The 19,118-nt window shown below is 42.9% G+C and carries 20 protein-coding genes; 12 read left to right on the forward strand and 8 right to left on the reverse strand.

The genetic code is table 11. The annotated features are described in order from the left end of the window. Positions 1–568 (reverse strand): GDP-mannose 4,6-dehydratase (locus tag BW976_RS28300; RefSeq protein ID WP_139332456.1); only part of this gene is annotated, 568 nt, incomplete at its 3' end. Positions 569–746: 178 nt separating this feature from the next. On the opposite strand from BW976_RS28300, the gene BW976_RS28305 reads away from it, so the two are divergent. The 9 genes from BW976_RS28305 (at position 747) to hemH (ending at position 9,077) form a co-directional block, all read left to right on the forward strand. Then, positions 747–2,018, forward strand: coding sequence for a 3-deoxy-D-manno-octulosonic acid transferase (locus BW976_RS28305; RefSeq protein WP_076378970.1), 1,272 nt, complete (start codon positions 747–749; stop codon positions 2,016–2,018). Positions 2,019–2,083: 65 nt separating this feature from the next. Then, positions 2,084–2,941, forward strand: coding sequence for an alpha/beta fold hydrolase (locus tag BW976_RS28310; protein ID WP_139332458.1), 858 nt, complete (start codon positions 2,084–2,086; stop codon positions 2,939–2,941). A 3-nt stretch (positions 2,942–2,944) separates the two neighbouring features. Beyond that, on the forward strand, positions 2,945–3,568 hold the full coding sequence (locus tag BW976_RS28315) for a 1-acyl-sn-glycerol-3-phosphate acyltransferase (RefSeq protein WP_076378974.1): 624 nt from the start codon (positions 2,945–2,947) through the stop codon (positions 3,566–3,568). Positions 3,569–3,701: 133 nt separating this feature from the next. Further along, positions 3,702–4,328 (forward strand): lysophospholipid acyltransferase family protein, encoded by a 627-nt coding sequence (locus tag BW976_RS28320; RefSeq protein WP_076378976.1) that lies wholly within the window; start codon positions 3,702–3,704, stop codon positions 4,326–4,328. Between the two features lie 3 nt (positions 4,329–4,331). Further along, a complete protein-coding gene (locus tag BW976_RS28325; protein ID WP_076378978.1) occupies positions 4,332–5,420 on the forward strand; it encodes a glycosyltransferase family 2 protein in 1,089 nt (362 codons plus the stop codon). After that, positions 5,399–6,073: a carotenoid biosynthesis protein gene (locus BW976_RS28330; protein WP_084192387.1), complete on the forward strand. Its 675-nt coding sequence runs from the start codon at positions 5,399–5,401 to the stop codon at positions 6,071–6,073. Before BW976_RS28325 ends, BW976_RS28330 begins: the two co-directional genes overlap by 22 nt. A gap of 239 nt (positions 6,074–6,312) precedes the next feature. Beyond that, positions 6,313–7,164: a 4-hydroxy-3-methylbut-2-enyl diphosphate reductase gene (locus BW976_RS28335; RefSeq protein WP_076378980.1), complete on the forward strand. Its 852-nt coding sequence runs from the start codon at positions 6,313–6,315 to the stop codon at positions 7,162–7,164. A 30-nt stretch (positions 7,165–7,194) separates the two neighbouring features. After that, the gene (locus BW976_RS28340; RefSeq protein WP_076379026.1) at positions 7,195–7,881 is read left to right on the forward strand and encodes a fatty acid desaturase; all 687 of its coding nucleotides are present in this window, start codon (positions 7,195–7,197) and stop codon (positions 7,879–7,881) included. A gap of 176 nt (positions 7,882–8,057) precedes the next feature. Next, positions 8,058–9,077, forward strand: a complete 1,020-nt coding sequence (gene hemH, locus BW976_RS28345; protein WP_076378982.1) for a ferrochelatase — start codon at positions 8,058–8,060, stop codon at positions 9,075–9,077. 89 nt (positions 9,078–9,166) lie between these two features. Here hemH and BW976_RS28350 read toward each other — a convergent pair whose 3' ends face one another. The 7 genes from BW976_RS28350 to BW976_RS28380 all read right to left on the reverse strand — a co-directional run bounded on the left by BW976_RS28350 (position 9,167) and on the right by BW976_RS28380 (position 16,297). Then, a complete protein-coding gene (locus BW976_RS28350) occupies positions 9,167–10,567 on the reverse strand; it encodes an aminopeptidase P family protein (RefSeq protein WP_076378984.1) in 1,401 nt (466 codons plus the stop codon). Positions 10,568–10,628: 61 nt separating this feature from the next. Further along, positions 10,629–12,101: a 1-hydroxycarotenoid 3,4-desaturase CrtD gene (gene crtD, locus BW976_RS28355; protein WP_076378986.1), complete on the reverse strand. Its 1,473-nt coding sequence runs from the start codon at positions 12,099–12,101 to the stop codon at positions 10,629–10,631. A gap of 258 nt (positions 12,102–12,359) precedes the next feature. Further along, on the reverse strand, positions 12,360–12,563 hold the full coding sequence (locus tag BW976_RS28360) for a hypothetical protein (protein ID WP_076378988.1): 204 nt from the start codon (positions 12,561–12,563) through the stop codon (positions 12,360–12,362). Positions 12,564–12,965: 402 nt separating this feature from the next. After that, positions 12,966–13,859, reverse strand: coding sequence for a LysR substrate-binding domain-containing protein (locus BW976_RS28365; RefSeq protein WP_076378990.1), 894 nt, complete (start codon positions 13,857–13,859; stop codon positions 12,966–12,968). A 49-nt stretch (positions 13,860–13,908) separates the two neighbouring features. Beyond that, positions 13,909–14,397: a hypothetical protein gene (locus BW976_RS28370; protein WP_076378992.1), complete on the reverse strand. Its 489-nt coding sequence runs from the start codon at positions 14,395–14,397 to the stop codon at positions 13,909–13,911. A gap of 33 nt (positions 14,398–14,430) precedes the next feature. Next, a complete protein-coding gene (locus BW976_RS28375; RefSeq protein WP_076378994.1) occupies positions 14,431–15,213 on the reverse strand; it encodes a hypothetical protein in 783 nt (260 codons plus the stop codon). A gap of 76 nt (positions 15,214–15,289) precedes the next feature. Then, positions 15,290–16,297 carry an aspartate-semialdehyde dehydrogenase gene (locus BW976_RS28380; protein WP_076378996.1) on the reverse strand — a complete coding sequence of 336 codons (1,008 nt, stop codon included), beginning with the start codon at positions 16,295–16,297 and terminating at the stop codon, positions 15,290–15,292. 640 nt (positions 16,298–16,937) lie between these two features. Between BW976_RS28380 and BW976_RS28385 the strand changes: the two genes are divergently transcribed. The 3 genes from BW976_RS28385 (at position 16,938) to BW976_RS28395 (ending at position 19,091) form a co-directional block, all read left to right on the forward strand. Next, complete coding sequence (locus tag BW976_RS28385; RefSeq protein ID WP_076378998.1) at positions 16,938–17,888, forward strand: NAD-dependent epimerase/dehydratase family protein; 951 nt, start codon at positions 16,938–16,940, stop codon at positions 17,886–17,888. 117 nt (positions 17,889–18,005) lie between these two features. Beyond that, positions 18,006–18,731: a YebC/PmpR family DNA-binding transcriptional regulator gene (locus BW976_RS28390; RefSeq protein WP_076379000.1), complete on the forward strand. Its 726-nt coding sequence runs from the start codon at positions 18,006–18,008 to the stop codon at positions 18,729–18,731. A gap of 144 nt (positions 18,732–18,875) precedes the next feature. Next, positions 18,876–19,091 (forward strand): DUF2442 domain-containing protein, encoded by a 216-nt coding sequence (locus BW976_RS28395; protein WP_084192388.1) that lies wholly within the window; start codon positions 18,876–18,878, stop codon positions 19,089–19,091. Positions 19,092–19,118 lie beyond the last annotated feature (27 nt).

Here is a 19,118-nt window from a genome sequence, read left to right on the forward strand (position 1 = left end):
GCCCGTCATTTAGCCGCATACGCGGGCCATAAGTGTTGAATATCCGTACAATACGGGTTTCCAGTCCGTGAAAGGTATGATAAGCCATGGTAATGGCTTCCTGGAAACGTTTAGCTTCGTCATAAACGCCCCGTGGCCCTACCGGGTTTACATTGCCCCAATATTCTTCTGGCTGAGGGTTTACATTTGGATCGCCATAAACTTCTGAGGTGGAGGCGATCAGCATGCGGGAGCCTTTGGCACGGGCCAATCCCAGCAGGTTATGCGTACCCAGCGAACCCACTTTTAGGGTTTGGATCGGAATCTTTAAATAATCAATCGGGCTTGCGGGCGAAGCAAAGTGCAGTATGTAATGCAGTTCGCCGGGAACATGCACAAACTTGGATACATCATGGTTGTAAAACTCAAAATTCTCCAGTTTAAACAAATGCTCAATGTTACGCAGGTCGCCGGTGATCAGGTTATCCATACCAATTACATGGTAGTCTTCTTTAATAAATCTGTCGCACAGGTGCGAGCCCAGAAAGCCGGCAGCTCCGGTTATTAATATCCGTTTACGATTTGACATATTTATTCCGTTATCACGGGTGAGTAGTTGATTGGGTGAGTAGGTGAATGGTTAAATGGAAACAGTTATGAACTATTATAACTTAATCAACTATTCACCCAATCAACTACTCACCTCATATTGTAATTATTGTTATTACTTTTATGCCCGGCTAAGATAATCATTCATACTTAAATTGATGTTTTTATATAACATTGGGATCAAATTATATTACTTTATTGTATGGCTCGCTTCGTTTTTTGACACCAAAGCAGGCCTATGGATAAACGGGCGCCGGCAACAAAAGCTGGCTCATTTTGATAGTAGTATATGGTTTCATTTTGCATCCCTTGGCGAATTTGAACAAGGCCGCCCAATACTAGAAGCTATGCGTGGGCAGTATCCCGGCAAAAGCATCGTGGTTACTTTTTTTTCACCTTCGGGTTATGAGATCAGGAAAAATACGCCGCTTGCTGATGCGGTTTACTATCTGCCGTTGGATACTAAAAATAATGCCCGTGATTTTATTGATACCATAAAGCCGGATATGGCCATTTTTACCAAATACGAATACTGGTATCATTATTTTAATGAGTTGCATAAGCAAAGCGTCCCACTGTATATTGTCTCCGGTATATTCAGGCCCGGACAAGTATTTTTTAAATGGTACGGCGGTTTGCATCGTAAAATGTTAAGCTTTGTTATGCACTTTTTTTTACAGGATGAAAGTTCCAAACAATTGCTTAACAACCTCGGAATTACCAACGTAACCGTAAGCGGCGATACCCGTTTTGACCGGGTATGGGCTAATGCACAAAACCCGAAGGAAATAGCAGGTATAAGCGAATTTAAGAACGGACAAAAGCTTTTTATTGCAGGCAGCACCTGGCCCGAAGATGAAAAGCTACTGGCCACCTTGCCAGCCTTGTACCCAGATTGGAAATTTATTTTTGCCCCGCATGAGATTGAGGAGGACAGGGTAAACCACCTGATCAATTTATTACCGAAGGGCTCGGCGGTAAAATATTCTGAATGGGTAGAAAATTCAAAATTCAAAATTCAAAATTCAAAAGATGGGTCGAATCTCATATCTCACATCTCACATCTCACATCTCTTGTAATAGATAACATCGGTATGCTGTCATCTTTGTATGCCTATGGCGATATCGCTTACATTGGTGGTGGATTTGGCGCCGGTATCCATAACACGCTCGAAGCCGCGGCCTTTGGTTTGCCCGTAATTTTTGGTCCCAAGTATTTGAAATTCAATGAGGCCCGCGAGTTAATAGCGCTGAAAGCAGGGTTTAGTATCAGTGATGAAACACAATTAAAAGGTATTGTAGATACCTTGATCACCGACGAGGCATTTTACAGCACAACCAGTAAAAAGATATACAACTACGTGCAGGAACATACCGGTGCAACAAAAATGATTATGAGCCATATAGATATGCAGATGTGCAGATTATAGATGTGCAGATGTTTTTTGTCTGAACCGGAATTAACAGAATTTACGAATTAACAAAATTTGCACATTTGAAATCTGCACATTTGCACATCCGCATATCTGCACATCAAAAAATTATGGGGTTTTTATATCTGCCCGGATTGGGTAAAGCACATTTTCATGAATATGGTACCGGCCAGAAACCAATGCTGGCTTTTCATGGCTATGGCATGACGGGGAAGCAATTCCAGGTGCTTGAACGTTCTATACTTCCTAAATACCATATTTACGGCTTCGATCATTTTTTTCATGGGGGCAGCAAGCTGGAAGGCTGGACAGAAGAACAAATCACCGCCGGGATGCCTAAGGATATGGTGCGTGTTTATATGCAGGAATGGTTCAAAATGTATGGCGAACAACGATTTTCGGTGATGGGTTATTCCATTGGTGCCAATCTGGCCCTGATACTGCTGGAAGAATACGCTCATTTAATTGATGATGTGATATTAATGGCCCCGGATGGACTGTCGGTATATAAAGGCTTTCATTTTTTGTTGCACAACCCCTTGGGTAAATTCCTATTCCGTAGGGTGACCAAAAGTAAATGGTTGGCCCCCTTTGTACTGAAAACGGTAAAACGGACTGGCCTCATTGATCATAACCTGTATCAGATAGCTTATAATGAAATTGATACCGAACAAAAACGGCTGGATACATATTATACCTTAAATTTGATCCGTTTACTGAAACCTGATGTGGAAAAGGTGGCCATTCAGATCAATCAGTACAAGATAAATTGCCAGCTTATATTTGGTAAGGACGATAAACTGTTCCCCAAATCGGCAGCGATGCCTTTTATTGAAAAGCTGGATAATGCCGAGGTGCACGAACTGGCCCTGGGCCACTGGTTGGTTATTAAAGCATTAGATGAATATTTAGTACAATAAATTATGTTGCCATCGCGCCAGAATGATACTTTAAGCCGAATGTTTTACCGCTTTATGCGCTGGTGGATGGGCCGTAATTTTAAGGAGATCAACATACAGCCATTTGAGCCGCGCGCCGGGCATTCCATCCTATTGCTTACCAATCACTTTAGTTGGTGGGATGGTTTTTTTGCCAATTATGCCGCATTCAATAACTTAAAGCGACGCCTTTATATTATGATGCAGCATGATCATTTTTTAAAGCATTGGTATTTCAAATACCTGGGGGCTTTTTCCATGAAAAAAGGATCGCGCGAAATGCTGGAATCGCTCACGTATTCGGCTGGGTTGTTAAATAATCCGGAAAACCTGGTCACCATATTTCCACAGGGAGCGCTTTACTCTAACCATGAAACGTATATCCATGTTGAAAATGGCATTGAACGGTTGATTAAACAGATTAAAGGCCCCTGCCAAATAGTTTATCAATGCACCCTGATTGATTATTTTGAGGGCCTGAAACCGCGGGCCTATATGCATCATTTTGATTGTGGTGTTACCGGCGAGGTGTCCTTTGAGGAACTGAAACAACGTATCAATAATTTTCATCAGCAGGCCTTAAAAAAGCAGGCTAATATGGAGCACTGATGGTATCAAGTAGCTAGTATCAAGTATCAAGATTTTTGATAAGATAATTTTGACAATTGTATATGAGCTATCTTTACATTTTTACTGTTGCTACAGTCTTGATACTTGATACTAGCTACTTGATACTATAACAATGGTTTATCCGAAAAAAAACAGGTTGATACATTGGTTTTTTCATCATTATATCCTGAGGATAGTCGGGAGCAATTTTCATGAGGTTAAGTTTGATGAAATAGCTGTAACTGATGACAAAGCAGTTTTGCTGCTGGCCAATCATTTTAGCTGGTGGGACGGATTTTTAATGTATTACCTAAATCACAAACTGTTCGGTAAAAAATTCCATGTTATGGTGATAGAAAATACAGTTCGCCGGGTATCTTTTTTTAAGCATATGGGTGCTTTTTCAGTTAATAAAAATTCCAGGGATGTGCTGCAATCAATAAACTATGCCGCAAAGCTGTTGGAGGATCCGCAAAACCTGGTACTGATATTTCCGCAGGGAAAGCTTTATTCCAATTTTGTTGATCAGGTGCATTTTGAAAAAGGTATCTGGCGAATAATAGAGCAGGCGCAGGAAAATTTCAGACTTGTGTTTTCGGCAACATTTATTCAGTATTTAAAACATAAAAAGCCAACGGCTACCGTTTACTTAAAAAGCATCGATGGAAATTCGGCTTATCAAAATATAGATGAGCTTGCGAAAGCTTATCAGCAGCATTATGATTCATCAAAACAAAGTGAAACCGAAATAATTTTATAAAAAGTGATCATTGCCATATCAATAACCCTCTTTTTTATTATTCTGCGTTTTACAGTAACCCTGTTTAATTTTATATCCAATCCTAAGCTGCACCGGGTAGGCAAGGCCTATCAGGATAGGGTGTCCATCCTCATCCCGGCCCGTAATGAGGCTGATAATATCCTTGTGTTGTTACAATCAATCCATCAGCAGGAATATCAAAATTATGAGGTGATCATACTGGATGATGAATCAACCGATGATACTTATGTCGTTTGTTCGGCTTTTGCAGAAAGTCACCCGCGTTTCCGGGTGATCAAAGGCGATAAACTACCCGAAGGCTGGATAGGCAAAAACCACGCCTGCCATCAGCTGGCTCAGCAGGCCGATGGTAAATATTTACTCTTCCTGGATGCCGATGAAGAGATAAAAAAAGGCTTGATCAACAGCGCGGTGCACCGGATGCACCTGCATCAATTGGGTTTACTAAGCCTGTTCACCAATCAGCAAATGGAAACTCCCGGCGAAAGAGCCGTTGTACCGCTTATGCACTTTATATTGTTAAACTTATTGCCCGTACGCTTAATATACCTGGTGAAAAATGCCTCGGTAGCGGCAGCAAGCGGGCAGTTCATGTTGTTTGATGCCGCTATTTACCACCAACATCAATGGCACAAGGCCGTAAAAAATAAGGTAGTAGAAGATGTAGAGATCATGCGCTTGATTAAAGCCAACGCTTATAACGGTGAAGCCCTGCTGGCTAATGGCATGATCAGTTGCCGTATGTACAAAAGCTATAACGAGGCCATAAACGGCTTTAGTAAAAATTTCCTGGCTGCTTTTAATTACAGCATCATCGGTTTTTTAATTTATATTGTACTTATCATCGGCGGACCGATGATCGTGATCATGACGTTGAATTTGCCCTTACTGTTTTTTATGCTGGGACTAATTGCGCTTAGCCGTATTATGATCTCGCTGTTATCAGACCAGAGTCCGGTAAGTAACATCATCATGCACCCCGTGCAAATGTTTAATATGCTGATCATCGCAGGTTTATCCATACAGAAACATCTCACCAAAACCACCGTATGGAAAGGGCGCAGGATTTGAAAAATCCTTTAAATATGATCGCTACACGCTCACAGCGCGTGTCCATTATCATCATTATATTATTTCATGTAGTTGGTTTAATCGGGTGCTCGTTACCAGCAACCGATGTGTTATTTTTAAAACTGGTACCCTGGCATTTACTGCTGATGACGGTGGTGATTATGTATAATCATAACCAATTAGAAAGCCGTTTTTTTCTTTTTGTTTTGCTTGTATTTATTATTGGCTTTACGGCGGAACTGATAGGTGTGCATACCGGCTGGCTGTTTGGCAACTATGCTTATGGGGAAACACTGGGCATCCAATTGTTCCGGATACCGCTAATGATTGGTGTAAACTGGTTTTTGCTCATCTACTCCACCGGGGTATTGCTGCAAAGGAGCCGTATTAAAAACAGTATTGTCCGGATATTGGCCGGTGCTGCTATCATGCTACTGCTGGATGTATTAATAGAACCCATAGCCATTCATTTTGATTACTGGCATTGGACAAATAACCACATCCCCATAAAAAATTATGTTTGTTGGTTTGGGTTAAGTGCAGTGCTGCTCTTTATTTTTGACCAGTTTAAGTTTAAGCCGCAAAGTATAGTAGCGCCCGTGCTGCTCATCACCCAGTTTGTGTTTTTTATGGCATTGGAATTACTGAATTGAGGCCCCCAGCCCCCTAAAGGGGGAGCTAATTTAAAGAGGGTAATATCGAACACAAAATATTCAATATCGAATAATGAAGTAGAAAGGTTCGGTGTTGGGCATTCGAAATTCTTTATTCGATATTATTTTATCACTTGCGCAAGTCTTGTGCTAAAGACCTGATATCGTTTTAACAAAAATCAACGAAATCACATAATCATTACCATCAACGGTTATTTTTGCTGTAAATTTGCAACACCATGGGAGAGTATCAGTTAAAGGTTACTATTGATCAGGACTCGGGCTTTTGCTTCGGGGTGGTTTATGCTATTGATATGGCCGAAGAAATACTGGCCGAAGATGGCTATCTGTATTGCCTGGGCGATATTGTGCATAACGACGAAGAAGTAGAACGGCTGAAAGCGCTGGGTTTGCGCATTATTGAACATGCCGAACTGGCAAACCTGCGTAACGAAAAAGTGCTGATCCGCGCGCATGGCGAAGCTCCTGATACTTACCGTACCGCTTTAGAAAATAATATTACCCTGATAGATGCTTCCTGCCCGGTGGTTTTAAAACTGCAAAACCGCATCAAAACATCGTACGATGCTAACGAGAAGATATTGATATTTGGCAAACACGGTCATGCCGAGGTTATTGGTCTGGAAGGACAAACCAATAATGAGGCCCTTGTTTTCCAGGATATTGCCGAGCTGGATAATGTAGAACTTCCGCAAAATATCACCTTGTATACCCAGACTACCAAAAGCATGGAAAAGTTTTATGGTATAAAGGACGAACTGATATCCCGCGGATACAACCTTAAAGCTAACGACACTATCTGTCGCCAGGTATCCAACCGGGATAAGGATCTGCCCAAATTTGTGCGCCAATTTGATAAGATCGTTTTTGTATCCGGCCGCAAATCATCAAACGGGAAGGTGTTGTTTGAAGTATGCCGTAAGCATAACCCCAATACTTTCTTTATATCATCAGCAAGCGAGCTGGATAAAGCTACGTTTTCGCCAAACGATACTATTGGCATAGCCGGGGCAACATCAACCCCTATGTGGCTGATGCAGGACGTAAAAGCCGCGCTTGAACAATTTTAACAGCACACTTTTTGCTGTTGTATGATCATCATGCCAAAAAGCCCCTCAAATACAGGTCTATTTATTGCCATGCTGGTTATGGGCAGTTGGATGGTCAGTATTGTTTTATTGATGCGCTGGCATTTCAGCTTTGCCAATCCCTTAGTTTATTTATTGGTACTGGTTCAAATGCACCTTTATACGGGTTTGTTCATAACGGCGCATGATGCCATGCACGGCACGGTGTCACCAAACCGAACACTAAATAATCTTACCGGATACATTTGTACTTTTTTATATGCCTCGTTCTGGTATCCTAAACTATACACCAAACATCACCTGCACCATAGCCATGTGCATACCTCCGATGATCCAGATTATCATCAAGGCAACTTTTGGAGCTGGTATGTAAGGTTTATCCGCAATTATCTGTCCGTATGGCAAATTGTGGTGATGGCTGTTTTGTTCAATATTTTAAAGTTGTGGATACCGCAGCCAAACCTGATCCTATTTTGGGTAGTGCCATCGCTGTTAAGCACGCTGCAGTTATTTTATTTTGGTACATATCGGCCTCATAAAGGTGAGCACGATAATCCCTATTTTGCCAGGAGCCAATCCCGTAATCACGTGCTGGCCTTTTTGAGCTGTTATTTTTTCGGTTATCATTATGAGCACCATGATTCGCCGGGGATACCCTGGTGGAAATTGTGGAGGGCGTTGCCAGAGCCTAAAAAATAGTGTGTCATGCTGAACGGAATGAAGCATCTATTGTACAACAAGCATGTAGAAGAAGATCCTTCGTTCCTCAGGATGACAAACTTAAAACAACACCCTACCAATCATTAATTTGTAAATTGTTCCCGCTTTAGGGGGCTAGGGGGATATAATTTTATATTTTTGCGGCTGAAATAGTTATGGGTAAAAAAGCAGTTTTATTAGTGAATTTAGGTACACCCAATAGCCCTTCAACGGCCGATGTACGTACCTATCTGAATGAGTTTTTGATGGATCCAAGGGTAATTGATATCAACCCTATATCGCGCACCTTGTTAGTACGTGGATTGATAGCTCCCTTCAGGGCGCCAAAATCGGCTAAATTATACCAGGCCATTTGGGACAAAGAAACCGGTTCGCCATTGATGCATTATAGCCTGCTGCAGCAAAAAGCGCTGCAACAGCGCCTGGGCGATGATTACATTGTAGAACTGGCCATGCGTTATCAAAATCCCTCTATCGAATCGGCGCTGAATAGACTTAAAGCCGCTTTGGTGGATGATATACAGGTTATCGCGTTGTTTCCGCAATATGCTTCGGCCAGTACGGGATCTGTTTATGATAAGGTGATGGAACTGTTATTACAATGGCCTACCAAGCCTAATATTTCCTTCGTAAACTCTTTTCATGATAACGAGGGTATGATAGCCACTTTTGCCGATAATGCTCAGAAATACAACCCAGAGACCTATGACCACATCCTGTTCAGTTTTCATGGTTTGCCGCAAAGGCAACTGGTTAAAGCCGATCATACCCAGCAACATTGTTTAAAATCGAGCGATTGCTGCCAAACGCTCACCGATGCCAACAAAAATTGTTATTCGGCACAGTCGCACCATACCGCACAGCTGATAGCCGAAAAGCTGAACATTCCTAAAGATAAATATACCATTTGCTTTCAATCGCGCCTGGGTAACGATCCTTGGGTACAGCCATATACTAGCGAGATCGTAGCCAAACTGGCCAAAGAAGGTAAGAAAAGCTTGCTGGTATTTTGCCCTGCATTTGTGGCCGACTGCCTGGAAACCGTTTATGAAGTAACTACCGAATACGGTGATGAGTTTAAAGCCCTCGGCGGTGAAAAAGTTCAGCTGGTAGAAAGTTTGAACGATTCCCCAATATGGATAGATGCTTTGGAGAAAATGGTAAGGGAAAACTAAATAACAGCCCCACCCAAACCCTCCCCGGAAGGGAGGGCTTTAAAATATTTCAAAAAGTCTCCCCTTCCGGGGGAGATTTAGAGGGGGCTTTATCCCCTCAACTCTTCAATTTCCTTCAAAGTCTTCGGTAAATACTTACCCAGTAAATGGCTGCCGGTATCGGTAATTAAAAAATTGTCTTCAATACGGATGCCGCCGAAATCGCGGTAGGTGTTCAGCACATCGTAATTGATGAAGTCGGCATATTTGTTTTCGGCCTTCCAGCGGTCAATCAATTCAGGGATGATGTAGATGCCCGGTTCTACAGTAAGCACATAACCGGTTTCCAGTTCGCGTCCCAGGCGCAGGGATTTCAATCCGAATACCGTTTCTTTTTTCAGCGTATCGGTATAGCCTACATACGGCTCGCCCAGATCTTCCATATCATGGGTATCCATACCCAGCATATGGCCCAGGCCGCACTGAAAAAACATAGTATGTGCGCCGGCAGCAACGGCTTCGGCCGCGTCGCCTTTCATCAGGTTAACCTGTTTTAGTCCTTCAACCAGTTTTTGGCAAGCCGCCAGGTGAATGTCTTTATAACGTGTACCCGGTTTAAGCAGACTGATGGCATGGTCCATAGAGTTAAGCACCACCTCGTATAATTCCTTTTGCTTGTTGGTAAAGCTGCGGCCAACCGGGAAAGTACGGGTAAGATCGCCGCCATAGTGCATGTCGTTTTCGGCACCAATATCGCTTAATACCATATTACCATCCTGCAAAGTATTGCCATAATAATGGGTATGAAGCGTTTGGCCGTGCGTGGTAATAATAGCAGGATACCCCAGGCGACCGTTGGATGCTGCTACTACTTCATTGGCTATAGCAACTAGCTCATATTCCTTAATGCCGGGACGGGTAGCTTTTATAACCGCCAGCTGCATATCCACACTAATAGAAACCGCTTTTTCCATCTCCTGTATCTCCAGTGGTGTTTTGATCACCCGTTGGGCTATCACCGCTTTAATCAACTTAACCGATACATGATCCTGTACATCCTCTAAACTTACGTTAAACCAGGTGCCCAGTTTCATGCGGTTTTCGGGTCGGTAAGGCGGTAAAATATGAACCTTTCTGCCGGCTATCAAAGCCTTGTGTACATAGTGAAGTACCTGGTCAGACGGTTTGGTTTGGGTAACCCCAACCAGCTCTGCCATTTCATGTACGGTAGGCAGGGTGCCTGTCCAGATGATATCGTCAATAGTTAATTCGTTGCCAAAAATTACTTCTTCGCCGGTATCGGTATCAATGATGGCGGCCAGGCTTTGCACATCAAGACCAAAGTAGTAAAGAAAGGTGCTGTCCTGACGAAAAGGGTAGCAATTGTCCTTATAGTTCATGCTGCTATCCTCGTTGCCCAATAGCAGGATAATACCATCCTGCCCGATATTTTGCTTTAATACATTTCTTCTGTTGGTATAAACCTGTTTGTCAAAAAGCTGAAGTTTCATAGGTTATTATAATTTATCAATATAGATTGGATGGGCGAATTTAGCGAATAACGTGACAAAATCAGGCAATCCAATCACTCACAATTTTGGCCGAAAGCAGGCAGAGCGGAATGCCGCCGCCCGGATGCACACTGCCGCCACAAAAATACAGGTTTTTAATGGACGACGACCGGTTGGCATGTCGTAAAAATGCTGCGAACTGGCTGTTGGAGCTGGTGCCGTATAACGATCCCTGGTATGATGAGGTTTTGTTTTCAATACCGCGTGGATCAAGGATGCTCTCGGATAGGATCAAACCGCTGATATCCTCGCCCAGGATGCGGCTCAATTTGCTTAATATATTTTGGCGGGCTATGGTTATAAGACTGCCCCAATCCTGCCCGGTATTGGAAGGCACATTGATCATCGCGAACCAGTTTTCGCAGCCTTTCGGGGCATCGTCGGGTTTGTATTTGGAGCTGATATTGAGGTATACGGTTGGATCACGGTAAATATTTTTTTGTTGCCAGATATGATCAAACTCGGCTTGATAATCGTTGCTGAAGAAAATGTTATGCAAGTTCAGCTGCGCGAATTGTTTGTTGATGCCCCAGTAAAATATCAGAGCTGAGCTACTGCGTTCCTGCCTCAATATCTTTTTAGGGAATAGATGTGGATGCTGCTTTAACAGCTTATGATAAGTAAACCAGACGTCCATGTTGGATACGATGACATCCGCAGATATTAGCTCGCCTTTTACTTTGACGGCTTTTGCGCTTTGCTTTTCCAGAACTATCTCCTCAACGGGTGAGTTATAATGAAATACTACACCCAACGATTCTGCCAGTTTTACCAGGCTGCTCACGATGTTGTACATACCACCCTCCGGAAAGTAGGCGCCATAATGTTGTTCCAGATGAGGGATCACATTAAGAGTAGCCGGTGCGGTATATGGATTTGATCCGTTATAAGTAGCATACCGGTCATAAAGCTGCGTAAGGCGCTTGTCTTTAAAAAAGAGTTGGTTTGCCTTGTGCATGGTACGGGAAGCATCTATCTGCGGAAACCTGAAAACAGAACGCAGGGTGTCCCAATGTAAATAAGTTTTTAGTCGGTGTAATGATCGCTCCAAAAAAACGTGATTGGTAATGCTATAGATGTTGGCGCTGTTTTTAAGATATTCTTTGACAGAGCTGACCGCCTCGCCGGTTTGTTGATTTACTTCCGCCGCAAATTGTTCCTCATCGGCATAAGCGCTCAGGATGGTGCCATCCTCATAAAAATACCTGCAAACCACATCCAGTTGTTGATAATTGAAAAAGTCGGCGGGGTTTTTACCGGCAAGGATAAATAACTCATCTACGTATTGCGGCATAGTGAAAAGGCTGGGGCCCGCATCAAACCTGAAATCCTCCTGCTCAAATTCGGATAGTTTACCACCAGGGTGACTGTTGCCCTCAAAAACATCAACCCGGTAACCTTTTACTGCCAAACGGATAGCTGTGGCAATACCAGCGATACCGGCACCAATGATCAACGCTTTTTTTACAGGCATGGGGTAAAGATAGGAAGCTAATAACTAAAAATGTCATCTCGATGAGGTACGAAGAGAGATCTTTTACGTGCGATAAGCTAAGCGCAAAAGATCTCTCACTACGTTCGAGATGACAAATTTGGGTAATAAAAAAGGGCAGAACCACGAATGATTCTACCCCCAGTTAGGTTATTGTACTGAATTTGTCCTGAATAATTATCGAGCAGACTTCACAGCGTGCCCGGTTGACAAACTCGGCATAATAACCCCACTACATGTTCAACAGGATTTATCTGTTATTGTTTCTTTACGCAGCTTTAAACTTTGGATAAGGTATAAAACGAGTATACCAATACTAAAGCCTTTTAAAAGACCGTCGACGGCATCGGGCTCAGATGGATATAAGGATTTAACTATCATACTTAATGCCAATAGGAATAATCCTAATGGGAGCACATACTTTATCGGGATAAGTGGCTTCATGATTTATTGCGTTTGGTTCACCTAAAGTTAGGGGATAAGTATTATAATTCAAAAGACACTCTATGGATCGGAAGCCGCCTGAAATAAGGTTTCATGCTGATTTCTATCGAAGCATGGGAAGTTGGCCTCTGCGCTTCACCTTTCGACGGAGCTCAGGGTGACAGCCCCTTTCGGGCACGACTTGCACCAAAGAAGTAGAATTATACTTAAATGAGCAAAAAAGTCGGTTTACATAAATTTATCAAATTTTAAATTAAAACATTGATTATCAATAGTATAAGTCGATGTTAACCATAAAAAGTGTAAACCATGTAAACCCACTTTTTATCCTCGGCTCGTTACAAACGTTGCAGATAGGTTTGCTTTATAGCTCCCTCTCCTTTGGAGAGGGCTGGGGTGAGGTTATTTATGGCCCAGCGCGAAATTGATAAAATTGCTGGTTAAGCCATAATCCTCCGTCCCCTTACGGCGAATAAAGAAGAAATCGCGGGTGATCTTGAGGCCTTCAATGGGTACCTCTACCAAGTCACCCTCGGCGAGTTGACGGATAATAGATGGGCGCGGCATAAAGCCCAGGCATTGATCGGCCAGAAGAAAATTCTTCAGGGCCTCGGTACCACCCAGGCGGATTTTTACGGATAGATCTGCCGGCTTGATATGCAGAGCTGACAACGATTTTAAAACCGCATTCAATGTACCCGAACCGCGTTCCCTCACTGCCAGCGGCGTTTTTACAAACTGCTTTAAGGTTAATGATTTACCCGCCAGCGGACTTTTAGCCGAACATACCGGGATAACTTCATCGCTCATAAAAGGTTTGTAGGATACGGTGGTAAGCTTGTTATCTACCTCGATAATGCCAATATCTACTTCGTGATTAAGCAGGGCATTCAGGATATATTCTGAGTTGCGGTTTACCAGTTGTACATCTACATTGGTATATTCACGCTGAAAACCCGAAAGTATAGACGGTAAAATATACAAGGCGATGGTAGTACTGGCTCCCAAGCGCAAATGCCCGGCCACCTGCGAAAGGTTATTGATCACTGAAAGGTCGTATTCGATCTTTCGCTCAATTTCGGTGGCCTGCTGCAGGTATTCGTTCAGCTTATTGCCCGCATCGGTAAGCAAAATGCTGTCGCCTTTGCGCTCAAACAAGGGTACTTTATATTGATCTTCCAGCGCTTTTACATGCTTGCTGATAGCAGGTTGTGATATAAACAGCACCTGTGCCGCTTTGCTGAAACTCAGGTTGGCAGCCACTTCCATAAACACACGGTGAGCAAAGGATATCATTTGGCTAAGTTATCATTTTAACGTTTTAAAAAGCGGGGATGAGTTCATTTCACTTTTTTCTTGCTTCAAGCAGCTTGTCGATAATAGGACAGAGCGGGATGAATTTTTTCACCAAATGGTCTACATCTTTTTCAAAACTGTCCTGAACCAGGGGAATGTATCCCTGCATCAATGTAAGAGGGCCATAATTGACGGATACATTTTTCCAGGAAGGTTGATCCGTGGCAAATGCCGAACGGAAGTCGTCCGCAAATTCTCGGCTTTTAATGGTATACCCCTCCAGTTCCCGAAGTTTTAGCGCATGGATATTGTAATTGAACATGGATTTTTCCAGATCTTTTTCTGTTAACCAAATGGAGAAAAATATACCAGAATGAATAGGGTTTTCGTGTAATGCCGGGAACGACCATCCCTTTTTCTGCAACTTTAAAACCCAGGAATTATACCACCACCCAACAAATGAACTGACCTGATTTTTTTCAAGAGCTGCGCGGTTGTTTTCTACTAAGCTGTTAAATACTTCAAGAAATCGGTCCATAAAATTGATTTTTTGCTTTGTCTTAATTCAGTATCATTTTACCTTTTCAAAAAAACGACCGGTAAATTTGTACGTGATCAGTTTTCTCGTCATTTTATGATTATAGTCAACCAGTGGTGTATGGATAGTTTGGGTGGCTTTGTCAAAATAAATGGCCGGGTACGATTCCCAGTCGGCAATGGAGCTCACATCAAAATCATAGTGTAGCTGGCTGTATACCCCTGTCGGCGTTTTGATGAGTGGTGGATTACTGATGAGCTTACCTTTGTCAATAGTAAATATTTTTAGGCCCTGCCCGGCTTTGGTAGCCGAATAAACAGAATTATAAGTAGCCAGGTAGTAGATTTTACCGGCAGTGGTAAAAGTGTATATCTTGGGATACCATAGCGATACATATCCTTTTTTACCAATGGTATCCATCTTTAACAGCGAAACTGTTTGCCCAGCGTTTTTATATTGCAGTACATTATAAATATCAAAGCCTTTATCCCCAAGCTGTGTGTTCCAGGAGTAGGTACGGAATATACCATCAGCAGAAGTGGCAATAACCAGGCGTTCTTTAACCAGTGAGGTAAAGAGCAGACTAATGGTTTCTGGATATTTGGAGGTATAGTATTTGAGCTTAACGGCGAAGATTTTGTTTTGCTTCAGCAGCGAATCCATCGCTTTCCAATCCTTTTTGTGCGCGCCGTAATAGTTTACTTTTTTGAGTATCCGCAGCAGATCGCCCTCAATAGCCTGCGGACTATTCTGCGCAAATAAATGAGCTGAAGCTAAACAACAGCAGAAAACAACTATCAGCTTAATGGTTTTCATAGCGAACAAGTTTAAATAAAAAAAGGGATAATCAATTGATTATCCCTGTCAAAATATTATTTGAATGACTATCCGCCTACGCTTCAACCGGCTGACCGATCAAATGAGCGGCAACCAAATACTCTGCAATTTGCACGGCGTTGGTAGCAGCACCCTTACGTAGGTTGTCTGATACTATCCAGCAGTTCAGGGTATTGTCCTGAGTTTCGTCGCGGCGGATACGGCCTACAAAAACCTCATCTTTATCATGCGCATCAAGCGGCATTGGGTACTTCAGGTTAGCAGGATCGTCAACTACAACAATACCTGGTGATTTGGCTAACAGCTCACGTAATTCAGCCAGATCAAAATCATTGAAAAACTCAATGTTCACCGACTCTGAATGACCACCCATAACCGGGATCCGTACGGTGGTAGCAGTAACTTTAATGCTATCATCGCCCATGATCTTTTTGGTTTCCAAGATCATTTTCATTTCCTCTTTGGTATAGCCGTTCTCGGTGAAAACATCTATCTGAGGGATCACGTTCAAATCAATAGTATACGGATAAACCTTTGGTCCGTCTATACCTTTACGCTCGTTAAATAACTGGTCTACAGCTTTTACGCCGGTACCGGTTACCGATTGGTAGGTAGAAACTACTACCCTTTTAATTTTATATTTATCGTGCAGCGGTTTTAAGGCCACTACCATTTGTATGGTGGAGCAATTGGGGTTGGCGATGATCTTGTCATCAGCGGTCAATACATCAGCATTTACTTCGGGCACCACCAGTTTCTTGGTAGGATCCATGCGCCAGGCCGATGAATTGTCAATAACAGTGGTACCAGCAGCTGCAAATAAAGGAGCCTGCAGTAATGAAGTGCTTCCGCCAGCCGAGAAAATAGCTACGTCCGGCTTCATCTTAATCGCATCCTCAACAGAAACCACCTTATACTGCTTACCATTAAAAGTAATTTCTTTACCAATACTTTTTTCTGAAGCTACGGGAATTAATTCTGTAACGGGGAAGTTGCGTTCTGCAAGAACCTGCAACATTTTGGTGCCTACTAATCCTGTAGCACCTACTACTGCGACTTTCATTGTTGTTTAATTGTTATTTATTAAATTGTTAAACTCCAAATATGCGATTTTTTTTTGAGGTTTTGAACTTAATCTATCAGGTTGGTAGTTTATGCAATTATTGAATTAGTGATTTAGTGAATTATCGAGTTGGTTTTCGTGAATGAGTCATTAGGTTTGGAGTTACATCAATCGCTTAAAGATTTGTCATCCTGAGGAACGAAGGATCTTCTTCGATATGCTTGTCATATAATAGATGCTTCAACCGTTCAGCATGACAAAAATAATAATGGTATTAGGTGAATTTTCTTTTCCCCGTCAGCAGATAAGCTTCGGGCGAAAGCGGGCAGAACAATGGTGGCTTGTGCGGATGCGGGGCATAGCGAACCTTACCTGAAGCGTGGGATAATGAGCGAACTAAGTGGGGGTAAGGTTTAGCAGCCCTGGTTCTGCCCGGTTTGCTGGGTAAAGGCCATGAGCGCAGAGAAGCATTTCTGCTAAAAGCCCTTTGGTTACTTTGTGGCTACAAAGTAAAGGCCCTCCCGCGGCCAAGAGCGGGTCTCGAACTATTTAAACCTGCAATTCATCACACGAATAAACTTCATCAACACCCTCAACACATTTCGCCCAAATTTTTACCTTTGCCTAAACTCAAAAATACATGAGCGAAAAGATTTTAGTGATAGGAGCCAACGGCCAGATAGGGACAGAACTGGTTGTTGCTTTAAGAAAGATACATGGCCCCGAAAGCGTAATAGCATCCGACATCAATGATCCGGGTTATGCCATACGCCACAGCGGCCCGTACGAGCTGGTGAATGTGCTGGATAAGGACAATCTGCACCACATTTTCGAGAAACACCGCCCCACACAGGTTTACCTGCTGGCAGCCATACTCTCGGCCGTAGGCGAACAAAAACCTAAATTGGCCTGGGACTTAAACATGACCGGCCTCATCCATATACTTGATTTTGCCGTGGAGTTTAAAACCGCCAAAGTTTTTTGGCCAAGCTCTATCGCGGTATTCGGGCCAAATTCACCACAGTTCCATACACCGCAATATTGTGTAATGGACCCCAATACCGTTTACGGTTTCAGCAAACTGGCCGGCGAACGCTGGTGCGAATATTATTTTACCAAATACGGACTGGATGTACGCAGTATCCGTTACCCGGGTCTTATCGGCTGGCGTGCTAATCCGGGTGGCGGCACTACCGATTATGCCGTGCATATATTTCACGAAGCATTAAAAACAGGCAAGTACACCAGTTTTCTTTCGGCAGATACCGCTTTACCCATGATGTATATGGATGATGCCATCAGAGCCACCATATCCTTAATGGATGCCCCCGCCGAACAGCTGACCATTCGCTCATCATACAACCTGGCGGGCATCAGTTTTACCCCGACGCAACTGGCCGAAGAGATCAAAAAGCAAATCCCGGATTTTGAAATAAGCTATGCCGAAAATGACCCGCGACAAGCCATTGCCGATAGCTGGCCAAAATCAATTGACGACGAGTACGCCCAACGCGACTGGGGCTGGAAGTTGGAATATGACCTGGCTACCATGACCAATGATATGCTAACTAATTTAAAAACCGTTATATAAAGCCGAAGGCTGAAAGCGTAAAGCAAAAGGCTAAGGGTTTGAAACTTATATAAAACAAATATTATATTCGCTTGATCCATGGACTATAGACCATGGACCATGGACAAAAAATGAATTATGGGAAGAGCATTTGAATTCCGCAAAGAGAGAAAATTTAAACGCTGGGCCAAAATGGCCGTGCAGTTTACACGTTTAGGCAAAGAGATTGTGATGGCTGTAAAAGCGGGCGGCGGCGATATCAACACCAACTCGCGTTTAAGAACCGCTGTGCAAAACTCCAAAGCGGTAAATATGCCTAAAGACCGGGTGGAAGCCGCTATAAAAAGGGCTACCAGTCGCGATGAAAAGGATTACGAAGAATTAGTATACGAAGGATACGCGCCGTATGGTGTTGCCGTATTGGTTGAAACCGCTACCGATAATACCAACCGTACCGTAGCTAACGTACGCAGCTATTTTACCAAATATGGTGGTTCATTGGGTAAAACCGGATCGTTGGATTTCATTTTTACCCGCAAATCTGTTTTTACATTTGATCCGGGCGACCGCGACCTGGAAGAGCTGGAGTTTGAACTGATAGATGCCGGTTTGGAAGATCTGTTTGTGGAGGCCGATGAAGAAGGAAAAGATATCGGCGTGATCCATACCGCTTTTGAAGATTTTGGTAAAATGCAAAAAGCGCTGGAAGAAGTAGGTGTCGAAGTAAAATCGGCCAAGTTGGAGCGCGTACCGCAATCTTTCCACGAAGTTACCGAAGAGCAGGTTACCGACATCATGAAACTGATCGATCGCCTGGAAGAGGATGACGACGTGCAGGCGGTTTACCATAATATGGCGGAGTAATTTTTGATTTCGGAATTGAGATGTTCGATTTCGGATTTAAAAAGTGAAACATAACTCATGTCATTGCGAGGAGATACGATGAAGCAATCGCGAACTTTGTAGGACGTAGTTTTTGACTTTTGAATTTTAACTTTTGAATTAAAAATGCCACTATTCAGTTCACGTAAGGAAGAAAAAAAGGTAAAAGTAACTTTTGCTAATGGCTTGCTTTTTGTCGAAAAACCAGATGGCAAGCAACAGGCTTTTCCACTGGAGTGGTTCCCGAAACTGATGAACGCGACCGATGAGGAGCGTGAAGACTGGAAACAAACCGACAAAGGCATCCACTTTAATCAATTGGATGTGAATGTGGATCTTTAAAATAGATATGAGATATTAGATATGAGA

Origin of the sequence: Mucilaginibacter lappiensis (assembly GCF_900155965.1) — a bacterium.
GTDB lineage: Bacteria > Bacteroidota > Bacteroidia > Sphingobacteriales > Sphingobacteriaceae > Mucilaginibacter > Mucilaginibacter lappiensis.

What these genes read in the sequence shown, in the direction of transcription:
- BW976_RS28305 (WP_076378970.1), top strand. Translation starts at nt 747, where the DNA reads ATGTTTTTATATAACATTGGGATCAAATTATATTACTTTATTGTATGG.
- BW976_RS28315 (WP_076378974.1), top strand. Translation starts at nt 2,945, where the DNA reads ATGTTGCCATCGCGCCAGAATGATACTTTAAGCCGAATGTTTTACCGC.
- BW976_RS28320 (WP_076378976.1), top strand. Translation starts at nt 3,702, where the DNA reads ATGGTTTATCCGAAAAAAAACAGGTTGATACATTGGTTTTTTCATCAT.
- BW976_RS28330 (WP_084192387.1), top strand. Translation starts at nt 5,399, where the DNA reads ATGGAAAGGGCGCAGGATTTGAAAAATCCTTTAAATATGATCGCTACA.
- BW976_RS28335 (WP_076378980.1), top strand. Translation starts at nt 6,313, where the DNA reads ATGGGAGAGTATCAGTTAAAGGTTACTATTGATCAGGACTCGGGCTTT.
- BW976_RS28340 (WP_076379026.1), top strand. Translation starts at nt 7,195, where the DNA reads ATGCCAAAAAGCCCCTCAAATACAGGTCTATTTATTGCCATGCTGGTT.
- hemH (WP_076378982.1), top strand. Translation starts at nt 8,058, where the DNA reads ATGGGTAAAAAAGCAGTTTTATTAGTGAATTTAGGTACACCCAATAGC.
- BW976_RS28350 (WP_076378984.1), bottom strand. Translation starts at nt 10,567, where the DNA reads ATGAAACTTCAGCTTTTTGACAAACAGGTTTATACCAACAGAAGAAAT.
- crtD (WP_076378986.1), bottom strand. Translation starts at nt 12,101, where the DNA reads ATGCCTGTAAAAAAAGCGTTGATCATTGGTGCCGGTATCGCTGGTATT.
- BW976_RS28360 (WP_076378988.1), bottom strand. Translation starts at nt 12,563, where the DNA reads ATGAAGCCACTTATCCCGATAAAGTATGTGCTCCCATTAGGATTATTC.
- BW976_RS28365 (WP_076378990.1), bottom strand. Translation starts at nt 13,859, where the DNA reads ATGATATCCTTTGCTCACCGTGTGTTTATGGAAGTGGCTGCCAACCTG.
- BW976_RS28370 (WP_076378992.1), bottom strand. Translation starts at nt 14,397, where the DNA reads ATGGACCGATTTCTTGAAGTATTTAACAGCTTAGTAGAAAACAACCGC.
- BW976_RS28375 (WP_076378994.1), bottom strand. Translation starts at nt 15,213, where the DNA reads ATGAAAACCATTAAGCTGATAGTTGTTTTCTGCTGTTGTTTAGCTTCA.
- BW976_RS28380 (WP_076378996.1), bottom strand. Translation starts at nt 16,297, where the DNA reads ATGAAAGTCGCAGTAGTAGGTGCTACAGGATTAGTAGGCACCAAAATG.
- BW976_RS28385 (WP_076378998.1), top strand. Translation starts at nt 16,938, where the DNA reads ATGAGCGAAAAGATTTTAGTGATAGGAGCCAACGGCCAGATAGGGACA.
- BW976_RS28390 (WP_076379000.1), top strand. Translation starts at nt 18,006, where the DNA reads ATGGGAAGAGCATTTGAATTCCGCAAAGAGAGAAAATTTAAACGCTGG.
- BW976_RS28395 (WP_084192388.1), top strand. Translation starts at nt 18,876, where the DNA reads ATGCCACTATTCAGTTCACGTAAGGAAGAAAAAAAGGTAAAAGTAACT.